The 19,582-nt window shown below is 64.4% G+C and carries 18 protein-coding genes and 1 tRNA gene; 10 read left to right on the top strand and 9 right to left on the bottom strand.

Features of this window, described 5'->3' with window-relative positions; genetic code table 11:
- Positions 1 to 45: 45 nt before the first annotated feature.
- Complete coding sequence (locus tag Q7U29_RS11705; protein ID WP_304741544.1) at positions 46 to 1,026, top strand: PDR/VanB family oxidoreductase; 981 nt, start codon at positions 46 to 48, stop codon at positions 1,024 to 1,026.
- 51 nt (positions 1,027 to 1,077) lie between these two features.
- Here Q7U29_RS11705 and Q7U29_RS11700 read toward each other — a convergent pair whose 3' ends face one another.
- Positions 1,078 to 2,463 (bottom strand): MFS transporter, encoded by a 1,386-nt coding sequence (locus tag Q7U29_RS11700; protein WP_304741542.1) that lies wholly within the window; start codon positions 2,461 to 2,463, stop codon positions 1,078 to 1,080.
- Between the two features lie 123 nt (positions 2,464 to 2,586).
- Here Q7U29_RS11700 and ggt point away from each other — a divergent pair, with 123 nt between their 5' ends.
- The 4 genes from ggt (at position 2,587) to Q7U29_RS11680 (ending at position 8,673) form a co-directional block, all read left to right on the top strand.
- Positions 2,587 to 4,335 (top strand): gamma-glutamyltransferase, encoded by a 1,749-nt coding sequence (gene ggt, locus Q7U29_RS11695; RefSeq protein ID WP_304741540.1) that lies wholly within the window; start codon positions 2,587 to 2,589, stop codon positions 4,333 to 4,335.
- A 181-nt stretch (positions 4,336 to 4,516) separates the two neighbouring features.
- Entirely contained in the window at positions 4,517 to 5,413 is an 897-nt protein-coding gene (locus Q7U29_RS11690) for an NAD(P)-dependent oxidoreductase (RefSeq protein ID WP_304741538.1), read from the top strand.
- An 11-nt stretch (positions 5,414 to 5,424) separates the two neighbouring features.
- A complete protein-coding gene (locus tag Q7U29_RS11685) occupies positions 5,425 to 6,822 on the top strand; it encodes a serine hydrolase (protein WP_304741536.1) in 1,398 nt (465 codons plus the stop codon).
- Positions 6,823 to 6,981: 159 nt separating this feature from the next.
- Positions 6,982 to 8,673 (top strand): methyl-accepting chemotaxis protein, encoded by a 1,692-nt coding sequence (locus tag Q7U29_RS11680; RefSeq protein WP_304741534.1) that lies wholly within the window; start codon positions 6,982 to 6,984, stop codon positions 8,671 to 8,673.
- 166 nt (positions 8,674 to 8,839) lie between these two features.
- Here Q7U29_RS11680 and Q7U29_RS11675 read toward each other — a convergent pair whose 3' ends face one another.
- Positions 8,840 to 9,175 (bottom strand): GIY-YIG nuclease family protein, encoded by a 336-nt coding sequence (locus Q7U29_RS11675; protein WP_304741532.1) that lies wholly within the window; start codon positions 9,173 to 9,175, stop codon positions 8,840 to 8,842.
- A gap of 138 nt (positions 9,176 to 9,313) precedes the next feature.
- The gene (locus tag Q7U29_RS11670; protein WP_304741530.1) at positions 9,314 to 9,979 is read right to left on the bottom strand and encodes a glutathione S-transferase family protein; all 666 of its coding nucleotides are present in this window, start codon (positions 9,977 to 9,979) and stop codon (positions 9,314 to 9,316) included.
- 174 nt (positions 9,980 to 10,153) lie between these two features.
- Between Q7U29_RS11670 and Q7U29_RS11665 the strand changes: the two genes are divergently transcribed.
- The 3 genes from Q7U29_RS11665 (at position 10,154) to panE (ending at position 12,542) form a co-directional block, all read left to right on the top strand.
- Entirely contained in the window at positions 10,154 to 10,780 is a 627-nt protein-coding gene (locus Q7U29_RS11665; RefSeq protein ID WP_304741528.1) for a DUF2239 family protein, read from the top strand.
- Positions 10,781 to 10,857: 77 nt separating this feature from the next.
- On the top strand, positions 10,858 to 11,466 hold the full coding sequence (locus Q7U29_RS11660) for a 2-hydroxychromene-2-carboxylate isomerase (RefSeq protein WP_304741526.1): 609 nt from the start codon (positions 10,858 to 10,860) through the stop codon (positions 11,464 to 11,466).
- Positions 11,467 to 11,621: 155 nt separating this feature from the next.
- Positions 11,622 to 12,542 carry a 2-dehydropantoate 2-reductase gene (gene panE, locus Q7U29_RS11655; RefSeq protein WP_304741524.1) on the top strand — a complete coding sequence of 307 codons (921 nt, stop codon included), beginning with the start codon at positions 11,622 to 11,624 and terminating at the stop codon, positions 12,540 to 12,542.
- Positions 12,543 to 12,694: 152 nt separating this feature from the next.
- Here the strand turns inward: panE and Q7U29_RS11650 are convergent, their stop codons facing one another.
- From Q7U29_RS11650 to Q7U29_RS11625, 6 genes are all read right to left on the bottom strand, one after another.
- On the bottom strand, positions 12,695 to 13,276 hold the full coding sequence (locus Q7U29_RS11650; protein ID WP_304741522.1) for a cytochrome c: 582 nt from the start codon (positions 13,274 to 13,276) through the stop codon (positions 12,695 to 12,697).
- A 96-nt stretch (positions 13,277 to 13,372) separates the two neighbouring features.
- Complete coding sequence (locus Q7U29_RS11645; protein ID WP_304741520.1) at positions 13,373 to 14,635, bottom strand: sorbosone dehydrogenase family protein; 1,263 nt, start codon at positions 14,633 to 14,635, stop codon at positions 13,373 to 13,375.
- Between the two features lie 273 nt (positions 14,636 to 14,908).
- Positions 14,909 to 15,109, bottom strand: coding sequence for a hypothetical protein (locus Q7U29_RS11640; protein ID WP_304741518.1), 201 nt, complete (start codon positions 15,107 to 15,109; stop codon positions 14,909 to 14,911).
- 10 nt (positions 15,110 to 15,119) lie between these two features.
- Positions 15,120 to 15,731 (bottom strand): GDYXXLXY domain-containing protein, encoded by a 612-nt coding sequence (locus Q7U29_RS11635; protein WP_304741517.1) that lies wholly within the window; start codon positions 15,729 to 15,731, stop codon positions 15,120 to 15,122.
- Complete coding sequence (locus tag Q7U29_RS11630) at positions 15,731 to 17,038, bottom strand: DUF2157 domain-containing protein (RefSeq protein ID WP_304741515.1); 1,308 nt, start codon at positions 17,036 to 17,038, stop codon at positions 15,731 to 15,733. The genes Q7U29_RS11635 and Q7U29_RS11630 overlap by 1 nt, the downstream gene beginning before the upstream one ends.
- Positions 17,039 to 17,207: 169 nt before the next feature.
- Positions 17,208 to 17,282, bottom strand: a tRNA-Gly gene (locus Q7U29_RS11625).
- Positions 17,283 to 17,544: 262 nt separating this feature from the next.
- Here Q7U29_RS11625 and trxA point away from each other — a divergent pair.
- Both trxA and Q7U29_RS11615 read left to right on the top strand, forming a co-directional pair.
- Positions 17,545 to 18,468, top strand: a complete 924-nt coding sequence (trxA, locus tag Q7U29_RS11620) for a thioredoxin (protein WP_304741513.1) — start codon at positions 17,545 to 17,547, stop codon at positions 18,466 to 18,468.
- A gap of 189 nt (positions 18,469 to 18,657) precedes the next feature.
- Positions 18,658 to 19,332 (top strand): LON peptidase substrate-binding domain-containing protein, encoded by a 675-nt coding sequence (locus Q7U29_RS11615; protein ID WP_304741511.1) that lies wholly within the window; start codon positions 18,658 to 18,660, stop codon positions 19,330 to 19,332.
- Positions 19,333 to 19,582 lie beyond the last annotated feature (250 nt).

The following is a 19,582-nucleotide window of genomic DNA, read 5'->3' as shown; positions in this document are numbered from 1 at the left end:
ACCGGTTCGCGTCGAGAAAACGCGTCAAGACAAAGAGTCTACATCATGCGGTTCGAGCGCAAATGGACGAAGTGCACCGTTCACGCCATTCGCGACGTGGCATCAGCAACTCGCGAATTCGTGCTGCGGCCCGAGCCATTCTTCATCGAACATTATTCGCCGGGCAGTCATGTCACGGTCGGCGTGGCGATCGACGGACGGCCGGAGACCCGCAGCTATTCGCTGGTCGGCGACGCCGGCCCTGACGGCTACCGCATCGCGGTTCGGCGCGCGCCCGACAGCCGGGGCGGCTCGCGCTACATGTGGTCGCTGCAGCCGGGCGCGCGGATCGAGGTTTCGAGCCCGGCCTCGCTGTTCGAGATCGACTGGTCGCGAAAATCCTGGTGCCTGGTTGCCGGCGGCATCGGCATCACGCCGATCTTCGGCATTGCCGGCGCGCTGATGCGCCGCAACGCCGACGTGGTGCTGCACTACGCCGTGAAATCGCGGCGCGACGCCGCGTACCTCGATGAACTCACCGGCTTGCTCGGCGATCGCCTGATCGTCCACGCCGGCGACGAAGGCCGGCGCATCGACCTCGAGCACAGCTTCGGTCGCCTGCCGCCGGATGCGATGGCCGCGATCTGCGGCCCGATGCGGCTGCTCGGTGCGGCACGGCGCAGCTGGACATCGACCGGGCGCGCGCCCCAGGATTTGCGCTACGAGACCTTCGGCTCCAGCGGGTTGTTGCCGACCGAACCGTTCCGGATCCGGATCGATCCTGGTGGTCAGGAGATTCTGGTGCCCGAGAACAAATCGATGCTGGATGCGCTGGGCGAGGCCGGCTTCGAGGTGATGTCGGATTGCCGGCGCGGCGAATGCGGCGTCTGCGCGATCGACGTCGTCGCGGTGGACGGCGCGATCGATCACCGCGATGTGTTCTTCAGCGACCACCAGAAGCAGACCAACGGCAAGATCTGCCCCTGCGTGTCGCGCGCCGTCGGCGCCATTACCGTCAATACGCAGTATCGGAGCGATGCCGGCTGATGCAGGATTCATTCTCTCGTCGTCCCTGCGAACGCAGGGACGATAGGGAGATTACTCTTCCTTGACCCGCGACAGCAACGCCAGGCCGGCGACGAAGAACAGCACCAGCACCGCCATGCCGGCCTTCTGGCTTGCGGTGATGGCGGTGATGGCGCCGACCAATAGCGGGCCGACAAAGGACGTCACCTTTCCGGTCAGCGCGAACAGTCCGAAATATTGCGCGACGCGGTCTTTCGGGGCCATGCGGACCAGCAGCGAGCGCGACGCCGCCTGCAGCGGGCCGCCGGCCATGCCGATCAGGCAGCCCAGCACCAGATAGGCGCGCTCCGCGGCACCGGAAAACAGCGCCCCGCCGGGCACCGGCGGCGCCACCTTGACCAGGAAGATCGAATCCCTGTCGACAGACAGAATGGCGATGATCGACAACAGCAGGACCACCGTACTGCCCGTGATGACCCGCTTCGGCCCGAGCGTATCGTCGAGCTTGCCGCCGAGCCACGCGCCAAAGGTACCGGCGATCGCGAGCAGTATCCCGAACGTGCCGATCTGGATGGTGTGCCAGCCGAAGGTGCTGGCGGCGTAGATGCCGCCGAATGCGAACAGCGACACCAGTCCGTCGGTGTAGATCATGTTGGCGAGCAGGAATGCCGCCATCGACTTGCGTTTCGGCAGCTCGGCGAGCGTTCCCTTCAGTTCGGTGAGACCCGTGCGCAACGCTTCGCGCACCGGCAGCTTCGCCGGATAGTCCGGCGTCAGCAGGAACATCGGCGTCACGAAGATGATGAACCAGATCGCCGTTAGCGGACCTGTGATGCGATCGCCCTGATGTGTCAGGGGATCGAGACCGAACAGCGGCATGAACCCGAACAGCGTCCGCCCGGTGGCCGGGTTGGCCGCCAGAAACCCGAGCACCAGGATCAGGCTGATGATGCCGCCGACATAGCCGGTGGCCCAGCCGGTACCGGACAATCGTCCGATCTTGTCGGGCGGCACCAGCGACGGCATCATCGCATTGTTGAAGACCATGGCGAATTCGACGCCAATGGTCGCGATACCAAAGGCCAGCAGCAGCGCCGGGATCACGCTGGGATCGCCGGGCTTGCCGAACCACATCAGCGAGGAGCCGATCACGAGCAGCGCGCCGAACACAGCGATCCACGGCTTGCGGCGGCCGCTGGCGTCCGCAATCGCCCCCAGCACCGGCGACAACAGCGCGATCACCAGCCCCGCCGCCGCGGTGGCAAAGCCCCACATCGCCTGCCCGCTGGCGGGATCGGACGCCACATGGGTGACGAAATAAGGCGCGAACACGAAGGTGGTGATCAGCGTGAAATAAGGCTGCGCGGCCCAGTCGAAGAAGATCCAGCTGACGACGGCGGCGCGTCGCGGATAGGTCTTGGTATCCGCAATGCGCGCATCCGAGGCAATGATTGTCATGCTCAAAATCTTCTGTCGAATCACGAAGAGGCGTTTTGCCCCTGACATCGGAACTCATATAGCATTCGTGGCGGCAAAGAGACTGCGTCATTTCGCTGATCGCAGCCCACAATGGATGGTTTGATGGTTTCGTTCACAGCCGAACGGCGCACGTTGCTCGCCGCAATCGCACTGGTTGTCGTGTTGGTCGTGCCAGCAGGCGCGCAGGAGCGCCGCGCCTACATCCCCACGGGTGCTGCTCACGCCGTTTCCGCCAAGCAGGGCATGGTGGTGGCGCAGGAGAAAATCGGCGCGCGGATCGGCGCCGATATCCTGCGGCAGGGCGGCAATGCGGTCGACGCCGCGGTTGCCACCGGCTTTGCGCTGGCCGTCACCTATCCGCGCGCGGGAAATATCGGCGGCGGCGGCTTCATGATCATCCACTCCGCGGAACGTCGCGAGGACGTCGCCATCGACTATCGCGAGACCGCGCCGACCGCAGCCACGCGCGACATGTTCCTCGGCGCTGACGGCAAGCCAGACATCGCCAAGTCGCGCGATTCCGCGCTCAGCATCGGGGTCCCCGGCACCGTCGCGGGCCTGGCGCTGGCCCTGGAGAAATACGGCTCCGGCCAGTTCACGCTGGCGGACCTGCTGAAGCCGGCCATCGTGCTCGCGCGCGACGGCTTTGTCATTGCCGACGACATGGCCGACACGTTGCCCGGCATTGCGCGGCGGCTGTCGCGCTGGCCGGCCTCGGCAAAGATATTTTCCCGCGCCGATGGCTCTTCGCTGCGGGAAGGCGACACCCTGGTGCAAACGGATCTGGCGGCGACGCTCGCGGCGATCGCGGCGCAGGGAGCCCGCGGATTTTACCATGGGCCGGTCGCGGAAAAGCTGGCGGCGGGGGTTCGCGACGCCGGCGGCATCATGACGGTGGACGATCTCAGATCCTATCAGCCGGTGATCCGCGCGCCGGTGCGCGGCAGCTACCGCGGCTACGAGATCATCTCGATGCCGCCGCCGTCATCGGGCGGTGTCGTGCTGCTGGAGACGCTGAACATTCTGGAAGGATTTCCGCTGCCGGACATGAAGCAGGGCGCAGCGCCCTCGCTGCATGTCATGATCGAGGCGATGAAGCGCGCCTATGCCGATCGCGCGCGCTATCTCGGCGATCCCGATTTCATCAGCGCGCCGGTGGCGACGCTGATGTCGAAGGAATACGCCGCCACACAGCGCGCCAGCATCGACCTCGACCGCGCCACGCCGTGGACCGATGCGCTGGATGCGTTGTCGGTGACGCCGCGGCGCGAAGGCAGCAACACCACGCACTATTCAGTGGTGGACAGTCGTGGCAACGCCGTCAGCAACACCTATACGCTGAATTTTCCCTATGGGGTCGGCCTGATCGCCGACGGCACCGGCGTGCTGCTCAACAACGAGCTCGACGACTTCACCGCCGCGCCCGGCGCTTCCAATGCCTTTGGCCTGGTCGGGTTCGAAGCCAATTTGCCGGGACCCGGCAAACGGCCGCTGTCCTCGATGACGCCGACCATCGTGCTGAAGGACGGCAAACCCGTGCTGGTAACGGGCTCGCCCGGCGGCAGCCGCATCATCTCGACGGTGCTGCAGGTCATCGTCAACGTGCTCGATTACAAAATGGATGTCGCCGCTGCCGTCGCGGCGCCGCGCCTGCATCACCAATGGCTGCCGGATGTGGTGCGGATCGAGCGGGGTTTCGCCGACGACGCCCTGGCTGGGCTGCGGGCCCGGGGCCATGAGGTGATCGAACCGCTCGGCCAGACCTCGGCCAATTCGATCGGCGTGACGCCGAATGGATTGCTCGGCGCCCCCGATCCGCGTACCCGTGGCGCGGAAGCCTCGGGACAGTAGTTCGGATCAGACAATCGGTAGCTGCTGCCCATGCTTCGAGACGCGGCCAAGAGGCCGCTCCTCAGCATGAGGTTGTTGTGTTTCGACAAGCTAAACCTCATCCTGAGGAGGCAACAAAGTGGCCGTCTCGAAGGATGGGTCGCAAGCACCGCTGGCAAAGACCGCGGCAGGGGAGAAAAACATGACATCACTCAAGGGCAAAACGCTATTCGTATCCGGCGGCAGCCGCGGCATCGGGCTCGCGATCGCGCTGCGCGCCGCGCGCGACGGCGCCAATGTCGCGATCGCCGCGAAGACCGCGGAGCCGCACCCAAGACTCAAGGGCACCATCTACACCGCCGCCGAAGAGGTCCGCGCCGCCGGGGGCAGGGCGCTGCCGATCCTGTGCGATATCCGCGAGGAAGCCCAGGTGATGGCGGCAATTGACAAGACTGTCGCCGAATTCGGTGGCATCGACATCTGCGTCAACAATGCCAGCGCCATCAGCCTGACCAATTCGCAGGGCACCGACATGAAACGGTTCGACCTGATGATGGGCATCAATACCCGCGGCACCTTCATGGTATCGAAATATTGCATCCCGCACCTCAAGAAGACGGAAAACCCGCACATCCTGATGCTGTCGCCGCCGCTCGACATGCAGACGAAATGGTTCGAGCATTCCACCGCTTACACCATGGCGAAGTTCGGCATGAGCATGTGCGTGCTGGGGCTATCAGGTGAATTGAAATCAGCCGGTGTCGCCGTCAATGCGCTGTGGCCGCGCACCACCATCGCCACCGCCGCTGTCGGCAATCTCCTCGGCGGCGACGCCATGATGCGCGCCAGCCGCACCCCTGACATCATGGGCGACGCCGCCTATGTCATCTTCACCAAGCCATCGCGTGAATTCACCGGGCAGTTCTGCATCGACGACAAGGTGCTGTATGAAAGCGGCGTGCGCGACTTCGAGCATTACCGGGTCGATCCTTCGGTGCCCCTGATGTCGGATTTCTTCGTACCCGACGACGATTTGCCGCCGCCCGGCGTCAGCGTGAGGGCGCTGCCTTCCGTGGGCGACGCGCAGAAGGGACGCTGATCGGGGGGCGCGTGGTCCTGCGAAAACTCATTGCGGGCGTTGTGGTCACGGCGCTCCTGCTGGCAGGCGTCGCGGTGGCGGCGGTCATCTTCCGTCCCGATCGCGCCATTCGCGTCGCCACCGGTTTCGTCGCCCATAATCTCTGCGTCAAGGTCTTCGTCTCCGGCCTCGATCCGCAAACGGTGTTTGTGGAAGCCAACGATCGCGCCGGTATCCGCCGGCTGCGCTATCTGCTCGGTTATCGTCTCGATGCAACCGCAAAAACCGTCGAAGCTTCGACTTTGGGATTCTTCCGCAGTCGCGCGGCGTTTCACGAAGGCCAGGGCTGCATCGAATTGCATGGATCTAAGCCGCCCTACCTGCTGCGAAGCGATCTGCAGGCGTTGAAGGCGCCGAAAACGCCACCGCTTCTCCCCGAGATCGCGGGACCTGGCGTTGTGGAGCCATCCGACCCCGCCTTGAGGGCCGCACTCGATCATGCCTTCGAGGAGCCCACCGCACCGCCATTGCGGCGGACCAAGGCGGTGGTCGTGGTGCATGACGGCCGCGTCATCGCCGAACGCTATGCCGCCGGCGTCAGTGTCGATACGCCGCTGCTCGGCTTCTCCATGACCAAGTCCGTGGTCAACGCCCTGATCGGGATACTGACCCAGCAAGGCCTCGTCACGCCGTCGATGCCGGCGCCGATACCGGAATGGCGGGCGGCTTCCGACCCGCGACGCGAGATCGAAGTCGAGCATCTGATGCGCATGACATCGGGCCTTGCGCTCGATGAAACCAATTCCGGCTTCGATCCATCGAGCCAGATGTCCTTGCATGAAGACATGGCCGGTTTTGCCGTGAGGGCGAAACTGATCGCGCCGCCGGGATCCCGATGGCATTATTCCAGCGCGACCACGCAGTTGCTGGCGCGGATCGTCCGCGACGCCGTCGGTGGCCCCGAGCAGACCCTGGCCTTCGCGTGGCGCGAATTGTTCGGTCCGCTGGGAATGCGTCACGTGACGCTGGAGTTCGACGGCGTCGGCACGCTGCAGGGATCGAACTGGATGCTGGCGAGCGCCAGGGACTGGGCGCGATTTGGCCTGCTTTACCTCAATGACGGCGTGGTCGGCGGCAAACGCCTCCTGCACGAGGACTGGGTGGACTTTTGCATCGCCGCCTCACCCGGCTCGGACTACGCCGCGGGCTTCTGGACCAATCGCAGCGAGCACCCGGACGCGAAAGGGCGCATCAGGCTCGGGATTCCCCACGACGCGTTCTTTGCGTCCGGCGATCTCGGCCAGCGCGTCGTCATCCTGCCATCGCACAACCTCGTGATCGTCCGGCTCGGCGACTCCGCCGACCCCACCGGCGACATAAGGGGGCTCGGCCGCCTGGTCAGCGAAGTGATTGCTGCGACGCGGCCTTGATGCAGGCTGAACGAGCCGGCGCAGCGCCTCGCGTCATTGCTCCGTCGCTAACGGCTCGCCTTACCCGACTCCGATCCCGTAATACTACGGGGCACAATCGCCCGAAAGTTCTTAAGATCTGCGCGGTATTGGTCAGTCTTTCTTAATCGGAGAGACGACATGATTGGGTTCCGCAACATCGCGATCATAGCCAAAATTGCGGTTCCAGCGACGATCGTCGCCATCGTCTCGATCGGGATCGTGCTTTATGCCTCGCTGGCGGTGACCCAGTTGTCGGACACCGCGGCGGCGCTGGTGGATGGCAACGCCACGCGGGTGCAGCTTGCGCTTCAGGCCGAGAGCGCCTTCAACAACGCCGCCATCAGCGAAAAGAATGTGATCCTCAGCGACGAGGAAAAGGTGGCGAAGGGACATATCGCGCTTTACGACAAGGCGACTGCTGCCACCCTCGACGCCATCAAGCGATTTGAGGCCATTACCCAGGAAGCGGAACAGCGCGCCCTGATTGAGACCTTCCGCACCGCCGTCATCGGCCGGCGGGAAGCCAGCGCCCAGGTGTTCCAACTGGCGCTCGCCGGCAAGGTGAAGGAAGCGTTCGACCATTCGCGCGGCGTCGCCGCCAAGCATCGCCAGGTCGCCATCGGTGCGGTCAGCAAGCTGATCGCCATGAACGTGGAGAAAATGCGGGAGGCGCGCGACGCCAGCGTGGCCATGGCCGCGCAGACCCGGGCATGGCTGGTGATCGGCGCCGCCGCCGGGCTGGTCTGCGCCTTCGGCGTGCTCGGCTGGATCGCGCTCTATCAGATTTCCCGACCGCTCGCCGCGATGACGGGCGAGATGACCAAGCTCGCCAACGGCGATCTCGACATCCAGATCGAGGGCGCCGACCGCGCCGACGAGGTTGGCGGACTCGCCCGCTCGTTGCAGGTGTTCAAGGAGAACGCGATCACGGCGCGCCGGCTCGAGGCCGAGCAGCGCGAACAGCAGGAGCAAAAGCAGAAGCGGCAGCTTGCCGTGGAAGGTTACATCGCCGTCTTCGACGAGCAGGTTTGCGAGGCACTGGACACCCTGACCGCCGCGTCGACGGAGATGCACGCGACGGCAGGCAGCATGTCGGCCACGGCCGAGGAAACCAGCCGGCAGGCCACTGCGGTTTCCACCACCTCGGACCAGACGTCGTCCAATGTGTCGACCGTGGCGGCGGCGACCGAGCAGTTGCACGCCTCCACCAACGAGATCTCGCGTCAGGTGACGCAGTCGGCCGAATTCGCCTCAACGGCGGTGGTCGAGGCGGAACGCACCAACGCCACCATCCAGGGGCTGGCGGACACGGCGCAGAAGATCGGCGACGTGGTCGCGCTGATTCAGAACATCGCCTCGCAGACCAACCTGCTGGCGCTCAACGCGACCATCGAAGCCGCGCGGGCCGGAGAGGCCGGCCGCGGTTTTGCGGTGGTGGCGAGCGAGGTCAAGGCGCTGGCTACTCAAACCGCCAAGGCGACCGAGGATATCTCGACGCAGATCGCCGCCATTCAGGGCGAGACCGGCAACGCGGTCGAGGCGATCAAGGCGATCGGCGGCACCATCCGCCAGATGAACGAAATCGCGTCGGCGATTGCCGCGGCGGTCGAGCAGCAGGGCGCCGCGACACGGGATATTTCCAACAACATCCAGCTGGTGGCGCAAGGCACCAGTGGCGTGGCTGTCAATATCGCCGGGGTGAACGAGGCCGCGCAGGAGACCGGCACCGCGGCCGGCGAGGTGCTCACCGCGGCCGACGATCTCAGCCGTCAGGCCGACAAGCTCCGGGCCAATGTGAACGGCTTCCTCGACAAGATCCGCGCGGCGTAACGAGGTTGCGGAGGGGCCGTTTCTTACTTCTCCCTCGCCCCGCTTGCGGGGACAGGGTTGGGGTGAGGGGGGCTCTCCGCGCATTCGACTCGTTGAGAGTCCCCCTCACCCGGCGCTGCGCGCCGACCTCTCCCCGCAAGCGGGGCGAGGTGAGTCACACGCCCGCCTAGACCACCGATCCGTTCAGCATCGACCGCCAATGCGCCGCGCGCTCTTTCAGCAGCGTGTCCCTGACATAGGCGAGTTCCTCGTCCTTCAGCCGTTCGACCGCCTCGAAGGTGAAGGTGTCGCCGCCATGCGTGGTCCACGCGCCCTGCAGGTCGCGGTTGGAATGGCTGCCCATTCGCAAGCCGAACCAGATCCGGTTCTGGATGGTGTCGAGATTGGGCGTCTGGCCGACCCAGGCCTGGCCGGAGGCGCCGCAGCGAACGACATAGATGCCCGCGACGGTTTTGCGCTCCTTGTAAGCGGTGATGGCCGCCTTCTTGTCTTCGCTTTTCATGACGGCCCTCGGGGGAAAGTCTGCCCGTTGGCAATGGCGATAGCAGACGCCCCGTTGGCCGTCAATTTACTCCGGGTAATATTAATTATTCAGTTCTGGTAAAGGCTTGAGCGGACGACGGGGGCAGACGGCCAACCATTACCGTCCAACCGTGTACGGCCCGCCCTTTTCCAGCGCCCGCTTGTAGGCCGGACGGGCGTGAATGCGATCGAGGAACGCCATGGCCCTGGGGTGGCCTTGCTCGAGCCCGCCGCGCGCGGCGGCGGCCTCCAGCGGAAAACTCATCTGGATGTCGGCGGCGGAAAATTCATGGCCGGCGAACCACTCGCTTTTCCCGAGCTCGCTCTCCCACCAGGCCATGTGCTGCTTGATCTGTGGATTGACCAGCGCGGTCAGCGCCTGATTGCAGACCTTGCGCACCAGCGGACGCAGCAGCGCCGGCGCGCGCTTCGGCATCAGCGTGAACAGCAGTTTGAGCAGCAGCGGCGACATCGCCGATCCCTCGGCGTAGTGCAGCCAATAGCTATAGCGCAGCCGCTCCGGCGTTTTGGCCGGTGGAATCAGGCGGCCCTCGCCATAAGTCTCGATGAGGTATTCGGCAATCGCGCCGGACTCGGCGACCGTGTTGCCGTTGTCAGTAATGACCGGCGATTTGCCGAGCGGATGCACCGCACGCAGTTCCGCCGGCGCCCGCATGTCCGGCTGACGCTGATAGCGGACGATCTCGTAGGGAACGCCAAGTTCTTCCAGCAGCCACAGCACGCGCTGGGAGCGGGAGTTGTTGAGGTGATGGACGGTGAGCATGGCGTCTCCCAAGGGGCGTGGCGTGGCGCGACGGTAGCGGCGGCGCATGGTGGTGCCAGCCGCACGCCCGAAAGTCGAGATACCCAGACGGACTGTATGACTGTATTACCCGGGCATTATTGACGCCGCCATATTACCCGGATAATAATCCCATCAGAAACTGAGAGATTTGTCATGAATCCGGAATCTGATCCGGCTTGCGTCGCCTTCGAGGGCGACCGGCGCATCGCTTCCGGCGATCTGCGCGCGGTCGTCCGTGCGGCAAAGGCGACGCTCGACCGCGCCAGGGATGCCTCGATCATCGTTTTCGACGGCAACACCAGCGCGACCATCGAGATCGATTTCCGCGGCTCCATGGCGGATGTCCTGGCGCGGCTGCCGGACGATGCTCGGGCGCAGATCCCCGCGGAAGCCGCCGCGGCGTCCGCCCCGCGCGGTCCCGGCCGGCCGAAACTGGGCGTGGTCGCACGCGAAGTGACGCTGCTGCCGCGGCACTGGGAATGGCTGGCCAGGCAGCCGGGCGGCGCCTCGGTCGCGATCCGCAAACTGGTCGAGCAGGCGAGCCGGACCGGTGAAGACAAGGACCGCATCCGTCAGGCCCAGGAAGCGGCCTATCGCTTCATGTCGGTCACCTCGGGCAACCGACCTCATTACGAGGAAGCTATCCGCGCGCTGTTTGCCGGCGACGCCATCCGGTTCGAACAGCGGATCGCCGAATGGCCCGACGACATCCGCGCCCACACATCGGGGCTGGCGGAGCGGGCATTCCGTCTCGCGGCGCAGCCGGGCGCCTCCGGTTGATCCCGCCCGGGCGAACCGCTAGGCTGTTGGAATGACAAGGATCATATAAGAACCGTCGCATCAGGGAGACCGCCGCTTTGAGTCCGACCGCCCCGCAATTCCTGTTTGATTTCGGCAGCCCCAATGCGTTTCTCAGCCACGAAGCGATCCCGGCGATCGAAGCGCGCATCGGTGTGAAATTCGAATACGTGCCGATCCTGCTCGGCGGCATCTTCAAGGCCACCAACAACAGATCGCCGGGCGAAACCCTGGCCGGCGTCAAGAACAAGCCCGAGTTCAACAAGCTGGAGACCGAACGCTTCGTCAGGCGGTTTCAGGTCAAGCCCTATGTCTGGAACCCGTTCTTTCCGGTCAACACCCTCAATTTGATGCGCGCCGCCGTTGCCGCGCAGTTCGAGGGCGTGTTCGAACAATACGTCGACGCCGCTTTCCATCACATGTGGGTCGAGCCGAAGAAGATGGACGACCCGGAAGTGGCGATGAAGGCTCTTGCGGCGTCCGGTCTCGACGCCGCAAAGCTGTTCGCGCGCGCGCAGGAGGCGGACGTCAAGGCCAAGCTGATCGAGAACACGCAAAGCGCAGTCGAGCGCGGCGCGTTCGGCTCGCCGACCTTCTTCGTCGGCAAGGAAATGTTCTTCGGCAAGGAACAGTTGCGCGACGTCGAGGAACTGGTTTCGGGGAAATAACCCACGTCTGCCTCATGGTGAGGAGCCGCGCATCTTGCGCGGCGTCTCGAACCATCAGGTCCGTATTGTTCTTCATCCTTCGAGACGCATCGCAAGAGCGATGCTCCTCAGGATGAGGTTGGACAACAACAGCAACAACAACAAGGATCTCTCCCATGCGCATTCTCGTGGTCGGCGCCGGAGCCATCGGCGGATATTTCGGCGGCAGGCTGCTGGAGGCCGGCCGTGACGTGACCTTCCTGGTGCGGCCGCGGCGCGCCGCCGAGCTCGCCAGCGCCGGCCTCGTGATCAAGAGTCCGAACGGCGACGTGACCTTGAAAAACCCGCCGACCGTGCAAGCCGGCAAGCTCGCCGAAACATTCGACGTCGTGCTGTTGAGCTGCAAGGCATTCGACCTCGACGACGCCATCAAATCGTTTGCCCCGGCGGTCGGACCGCAGACCTCGATCGTCCCGCTGCTCAACGGCATGCTGCACCTGGATGTGCTCGACAAGAGGTTCGGGCCCGAGCGCGTGCTCGGCGGCCTCTGCGCGATCGCCGCCACCCTGAACGAAGCCCGCGAGGTGGCGCAGCTCAACCCGATGCAGTCGCTGAATTTCGGCGAACGCGACGGCAAGCTGTCGGAACGCGTCCGCGCCATCGCCGAAGTCATGGCGAGCGGCAAGCTCGGCTCGGTGGCCAGTGAGAACATCGTGCAGGAGATGTGGGAAAAATGGGTGTTCCTGGCCTCGCTCGCGGCCTCGACCTGCCTGATGCGGACCTCGGTCGGCAATATCCTGGCGGTACCAGGCGGCAAGGATTTCATCCTCGGCATGCTCGATGAATGCAGCGCGGTGGCGTCAGCGGAAGGCCATGCGCCGAGCGGCCCGTTCTTCCAGCGCACCAGGGGGCTGCTGACCACGGAGGGTTCGCAGATGACCGCGTCGATGTTCCGCGACATCAAGACGGGTGCGGCGGTCGAAGCCGATCACGTGATCGGCGACCTGATCGCGCGCGGCGACGCCGCCAAAATGCCGGTGCCGCGGCTGCGGATCGCCTACACCCATCTCAAGGCGTATGAAAAGCAGCGGGGGTGAATCTCTATCTTGCGTCCTCCCTGCGAACGCAGGGACCCATAACAACAGCCGTTCGTGGTTATACAGAGCTGTTGCTCCAGCTCTTTCGAAGTTTGACATCTGTGGTTATGGGTCCCCGCGTTCGCGGGGACGACGATGGAAATGCGCAAGCTTCAGAGATGCGCGAGATAATGCGCCAGCGCCTCGATTTCCTCCTCGCTGAGGGAATAGGCGACATTCGCCATCGCGGCCATGCCGCCGCCGGATCGCACGCCGGACTTGTAGTCGTGCAGCGCCTTCACGAGATACTCCTCGCGTTGGCCGGCGACGCGGGGAATCGCCTTGGTCCCGGCATAGTTGTCGGTGTGGCACGAGGTGCAGCGCCGGCCCGCGGCGGCCTGCGCGCCCTTGGATGACAGATCCGGGTTATCGTCAGGCTTTGCCCTGGGTGGCGTCAGCGAGGCGAAATAGGCGCCGAGATTGCGGATATCCTCATTGTTGAGTTGATCGACGACCGGCAGCATCTGCTCGTTCTTGCGGGTGCCGGCGCGAAAGAACACCAGCTGCCACTGGATGAACTGGTCGGGCTGGCCGGCGAGCGAGGGAATGTTCTCGAGCTGGGAAATGCCGGCTTCGCCGTGACACGCGATGCATATTTCGGCCTTTTGCTTGCCGGCGGTGACATCGGCGGCGTGGGCGAACGATCCGCAGGCCATCATCGCGGCGAGCATGGTCCCGGCTAACGCAATCCGCATCCTGATTTCCCTCCGAGCTCAACCGCCAGCACCGGGTTACAACAAAAAGCTGCGGCCACTCGTTCCCGAGCAACCGCAGCCCTGCGTTATCCAGCCTTACTTCTTGCTGTAGCTGATGCGATAGATCGCGCCGGCCCAGTCGTCGGCGACGTACATCGAGCCGTCCTTGCCCAGAACGATATCGGCGGGCCGGCCGAGATAGTTCTTGTCGCCCTCGAGCCAGCCGGAGGCGAAGATCTCCTGCTTGGCGTTCTTGCCGTCGGGCCCGACGATCACCCGCTTGATCCGCGCGCCCTGGTACTTGGCCCGGTTCCAGGAGCCGTGTTCGGCGATGAAGATGTTGTTCTTGTACTCGGCGGGGAACTGGTCGCCGGTGTAGAACTTCATGCCGAGCGGAGCCACATGCGCGCCGAGTTTCAGCACCGGCGGCGTGAACTCCGAACATTTGTGACCCATCGCGAACTTCGGATCCGGCATGTCGCCCTGGTGGCAGTAGGGATAGCCGAAGTGCTCGCCCAGTTTCGAGATCATGTTGAGCTTGTCGCTCGGAGTGTCGTCGCTGAGCCAGTCGCGGGCGTTTTCGGTGAACCAGTACTTGCCGCTGCGCGGATCGACGTCGCCGCCGACGCTGTTGCGGACGCCGAGCGCCACCAGTTCGGCGTTGCCGGTCTTGGGGTCGACGCGGCGGATCTGCGACAGGCCGGTCGGCGGAATCCCGATGTTGAAGGGAGGCCCGAACGGCAAATAGAACCAGCCATCCTTGTCGACCGCGATATACTTCCAGCCATGAGGGACGTAGGGCGGCATGTCGTCATAGACCACCTTGCCGGCGCCGAGATTGTCGAGATTGGCCTCGGCGTTGTCGTACCTGATCAGCTTGTCGATATCGACGACGTAGAGCGCGCCGTCGCGGAACGCGATGCCGGTCGGCATCTTCATTCCCTTGAGGACGGTCTTGACCTCCTTCTTGCCGCCGACGTCCTTGATCGCGTAGACGTTGCCGACGCCGAACGAGCCGACGAACAGCGTGCCCTTGTCGCCCCAGGCCATCTGCCGCGCGGACAGCACGCCGGACGCGTAGACTTCGATCTTGAAGCCCGCGGGCAGCTTGATCTTCTTCATCATCGCCGCGAGTTCGGCTTCGGATGCGCCGGTCGGCGGACCCGACGGTGGCGCCTGCCCCCTCTGGGCTTCGATCTCGTCGCCGAGGAACCAGTCGGGCGGCGGATTGGCCCAGAAGTCCTTGGTACCGGATTCGTATTTCTTCAGTGGCTTTTGCTGCGCGCTGGCCTGACTGGCCCCCGCAACAAGGGCAATCGTCGCGAGCGCAAGAATGGATCGATTGAAGGCCGATTTCATCGCGTCACTCCCCTATGCAGCCGGTGCGGCCGCGCGTGTTATTTATTTTGAACGTTTCGAGAGACGAACTTTGGTCTGTGGTGAGGTAGGTCAGACGCAACAATGCTAGCACATCTTCCACGGGTGAGAAGTGTGTGTTGCGCGGTCCTGTCAGGCGAACGCAAATCGAACGAAAATTCTTATTGAGGTCAGGTCAGCCGGAAGGCGTCGCGCCGGGTCGCGCTGCATTGCGGCAACGTCCCATTGCAGCGCGGGCGCCGTGACGCCTGGCAATCAGTGGGAAGGCATCATTTCCGCGTGACGGTCAGTTTTGGCCACGCCTCGATTGTTGCGATAGAAGTAATCGTAGAGGCCGGGGATGCCGATCGCCGCGTCGTTGACGAAGAGAAAAAGTCCGCCGTCGTGCGTGGGTGCACGGCGCGGCCGGATATCTCGGCTGCGAAATCGGGCAAAGCTGCCGTGAACGAACGGCATCACACCTTCATCAATAGGGCGGCTCATCATAGACAGGCACGCCATCGATCAGCAGGCGCTTGATCGCGGCCTGGCCGGAAGGCGCGACCGCTGCGACAACCTCCAGCCGCGCCTTTTCCATCAGCTCGATTTTCCTGCCCTCGCCCTGCGGCACGAAATAACTTTCAAGGCCATAGCGCACGCCGACTGCGTTGGTTCCGAGCTTGCAATCCCGCGTCCCGGCTTCGTTCAGCCGGCAAGTCGAGCTGGCCGTCACAAAACCCGCGATGACGATGTCGTTCCCGATGACCGTGGGCCGCTCGGCAGAAATGGCGACCGCCTTCGCCTTGTTGTTTGCGTCGGGTCGCAGCGTCACGAACACCTGCTGCCCCCGCTTGAAAGAGGTCGTGAGATTCGACTCCACGTTTACCGTGCCGATCCGGTAGGCGAGCACGACGTAATCGCCGCGAAACAGATCGCGCGGATCGACCGGCGCGATCTCGAGCCGCACTTCCTGTCCGCTTCGCAGGATCGCCGCGCGCGGCAGGATCATGGCCAGGATCAGTCCGCAGAGCACCAGTGCGGCAAGGAGATAGCGCAGCAGCAACGGCACGCGAGCGATGATGTTGTCCAGCACAGGCATCAGGCTGCACTCCCTGACACTGTGTCGACGGCGGATCTGGACCAGTTCGCCAGCCTGTGCGCCCCCGCCGCCAGCACCAGCAGCGCCACGCCGGCGACAAGGAAGAACAGCGACTGGCTCAGCAGCGTGCCAATCGTCTGCCAGAGCAGGATCAGGATCGACACACCGAACACCGCGTAGCCGACGACGATGAATGTCCTGAAACCGATGAGAAGTCCGCCCGCGATCAAGCCCACGGCGCTGACGAAGACGGCGATGGAGACGAGCGCGCGCCGGAGCACATCGGCTCCCGCCAGACCGGCGAACATCACCGGAATGATCAGGCCGACGGCACAGGCCGCGATGATGACGAGCCTGCCGCTGTCGCGTTGCCGCGCCAGCACCGCGAGGGCCGCCAGTGCGGCCAGCGCCGCGCCATAGGCCGGATAGACGGCGGAAGTGGCGGCATGCACGCCGAGGCTCGACTTTTCCAGAACCAGCGCGATCTCGACGCAGAGCAATATTCCGAAAACCACCGCGCCCCACGGCAGCAGCGCCTTGATGGCGGCGGGCCAGCCCCGGTCCAAAGCCAATAGCCCGATCGCGATATAGGCCGCCGAGATCGCGAGGCCTCCATCGACCAGGTTGAAGAAAACCTTGGCGCCGCCCTGGGGCATCAACAGCGCCCCCAGCCAGAAGCTCAGCGCCACCACGGCCGTGTGCGCGAGCAGCCGATTTTCGCGGCCCAAAGCCAGCAGCAAACCCGGCACGAACAGCAGCAGGAAAGACCAATGGGTTTCGCGAAAATGCGCCGCCTCGAACCGTCCGCATGACCACGACGTCATCGCCACGAAGGCAACGACGAGCGGGCCGCTCTTGCCCGTCAGCGCGGCGGCTATCAATCCGCCGATCGCGACCAGCATCGCGCCGGCCGGCCAGTCGCTCGGCAAATGATACATCTGACCGACGAGGGCGATGCCGGCGCCGAAGCACAGCGTGGCGAAGGTGATCGCCGCATCGGCGGCGGCCGGGTGGCCGCGCCGCTGCAGCAGCAGCGCGGGAAGAAAGCAGCCGGCGATGATCGCGAGAATGCCGACCAGCCGCACCAGGCGCGGAATTTCCTGCCAGTTCGCCGCCACGAAAGCACTGACGCTGGCCGCCAGCATCAACGCGCCGAGCATCGCGAAGATGCCGGGAAGGCGCGACTTCGCCTCGTCGCTAAACCGTGCCTTGCGGATGGACTGCGCGGCGTCGCCCGAAATCACCCCCGCGGCGACCCATTTGACCAGATCCGCCTCGAGCTGTTGCCGATAGCCGCGTTCGAACACTCGTTATCCTCATCCTCGCGCGCGGCGTGACGCCTGCAACCATCGGTGCGGAACCTTGCACACCGGTTTGACGCGGGAAAGACCGTGGCGGTTCAGCGACGAGCCACCAAACAACAAAGCCGCCCGAGGGGCGGCTTGTCGTTCGATCGCTTTGCCAATTTAGAAAATCTGGAGCGGGCGAAGGGATTCGAACCCTCGACCCCGACCTTGGCAAGGTCGTGCTCTACCACTGAGCTACACCCGCATCCGAGAGATTGGCGGCGCACGCGCCGGCAACGCGCAGAGCTATGCCAAATGCCGCCCATGAATGCAACAGCCGCACGACGCCAGGAATGACCGGAAATCAGGCCGTTCAGGGGGTATCGGCGGCATTTCGCGGCATTTCCGCCCGAAAGCCCCCGGTTCGGGTTCCACCGATTGCAAATTGGCCCTCCAGGGGCCAATTAGGGCACAGACCGTGCTAGAATAACTCCCAATCCGAAAAAGACATCCAACGAGGATCCCCCGTGACGATCATTGAGCAGGGCAGCGGACCGGCGCCCCAGGCGGCGCCCGATTTGATCAAGGAAACCACCACCCAGACGTTCGTGAAGGACGTCATCGAGGAATCGAAGCGCCAGCCGGTGCTGATCGACTTCTGGGCGCCGTGGTGCGGCCCCTGCCGCCAGCTTACCCCGATTATCGAAAAGGCGGTCCGCGCCGCCAAGGGCAAGGTCAAGCTGGTCAAGATGAACATCGACGAGCATCCGGCTATCCCCGGCCAGATGGGCATCCAGTCGATCCCGGCCGTGATCGCGTTCGTCAACGGCCAGCCGGCCGACGGCTTCATGGGCGCGGTGCCGGAAAGCCAGGTCACCGCCTTCATCGACAAGCTGACCGCGGGCATGCCGAACGCCGGCGAGCCCGATATCGCGGAAATCCTGGCTGAGGCCGAAGCCGTGCTGGCCGAAGGCGATGCCGCCACCGCGGCGCAGATCTATGCCGAGGTGCTGGCGGCGGATGCCACCAACATCCCCGCTCTGGCGGGCCTGGCCAAATGCTATGTCACGACAGGCGCCATCGAGCAGGCCAGGCAGACCATCGCCATGGTGCCGGAATCCAAGCGCAACGACGCCGCGGTCAAGGCGGTGCAGGCCTCGATCGACCTGGCCGAGCAGGCCAAGGCGGTCGGCCCGGTCACCGAACTCGAACAGAAAGTCGCCGCAAACCCGCTCGATCATCAGGCCCGATTCGATCTGGCCACCGCGCTCAATGCCGGCGGCAAGCGTGCCGAGGCGACGGAACAGCTGCTCGCCATCGTCAAGAAGGACCGCAAGTGGAACGAGGACGGCGCGCGCAAGCAGCTGGTGCAGTTCTTCGAGGCATGGGGTCCGGCCGATGAAGCCACCATCGAAGGGCGGAAGCGGCTGTCGACCATTCTGTTTTCGTAGGCTGGCGAGATGAGTCGCTTGCTGCCCATGCTTCGAGACGCCTCGCTTCGCTCGGCTCCTCAGCATGAGGTTGTTGTGTTTCAACAAGTGTAACCTCATCCTGAGGAGCCCGGCGAAGCGAAGCGATGCCGGGCGTCTCGAAGGATGGGCCGCAACTCCGATTTGTGAAGCAAACTCGCGGGACTGCCAATGCCGATCAATGCCGAATATCGCGGGCCCGGCGACCTTCCCGAGGTGATCCCGGTGTTTCCACTGCCGGGCGCGCTGCTGCTGCCGCGCGGCCAGATGCCGCTCAACATCTTCGAGCCGCGCTATCTCGCGCTGGTGGACGATTCGCTGCGCGACGGCCACCGGCTGATCGGAATGATCCAGCCGGATTTTTCCCATTCGCGCGATGAGGCGAAGCCGGCGCTGTTTCGCGTCGGCTGCGTCGGACGCATCACCCAGCTCGCCGAATCCGGCGACGGCCGCTACATCCTCGAACTCACCGGCATCGCCCGCTTCAAGGTGATCGAGGAGCTGACGGTGCTGACCGCCTACCGGCAATGCAAGGTGGACTATTTCCCCTACATCGACGATTTCACCGCGCGCAAGGGCGAGGACGAAGTCGACCGCGAGGCGCTGCTGACGGTGCTGACGGATTTTCTCAAAGCCAACAATCTGAAAGTGGACTGGGAAGGCGTCGAAAGCGCGCCGAACGAGGCGCTGGTCAACGCGCTGGCGATGATGTCGCCCTACGGCGCGCCGGAAAAGCAGGCGATGCTGGAAGCCCCCGACCTCAAGACCCGCGCCGAAATCCTGGTCGCGGTGACCGAGATGGATCTCGCCAAGAAGCGCACCAGCGGCGATACCGGATTGCAATAGCCCGGGCTTACGCGGCCCGGACCGTCGCGAGAAACTCGTCCACCTCGGCAATGCTCGCTGCCGTCCGCCGGCAGGGACGGAATGTTGCGCGCGCTCGGCGACGCCTAGAGCTTCAGCGCCATCTCGCGGGCGATCTGGAGCAGCTGTTCGACAAGACTGACCTGATCGCAAAGGCTCTTTTTCACCGCTTGATTGTCTGTTCGCTTCGCTATCTGGCGTGCGTGCTGGGCCGCGATGTCCAGCAACAGGA

It is taken from the genome of Bradyrhizobium sp. (genome assembly GCF_030654605.1).
In the GTDB taxonomy this organism is placed as follows: domain Bacteria; phylum Pseudomonadota; class Alphaproteobacteria; order Rhizobiales; family Xanthobacteraceae; genus Bradyrhizobium.
The sequence above is the reverse complement of the archived record's forward strand: the minus strand, read 5'-3'. Positions and strand labels throughout refer to the sequence as shown.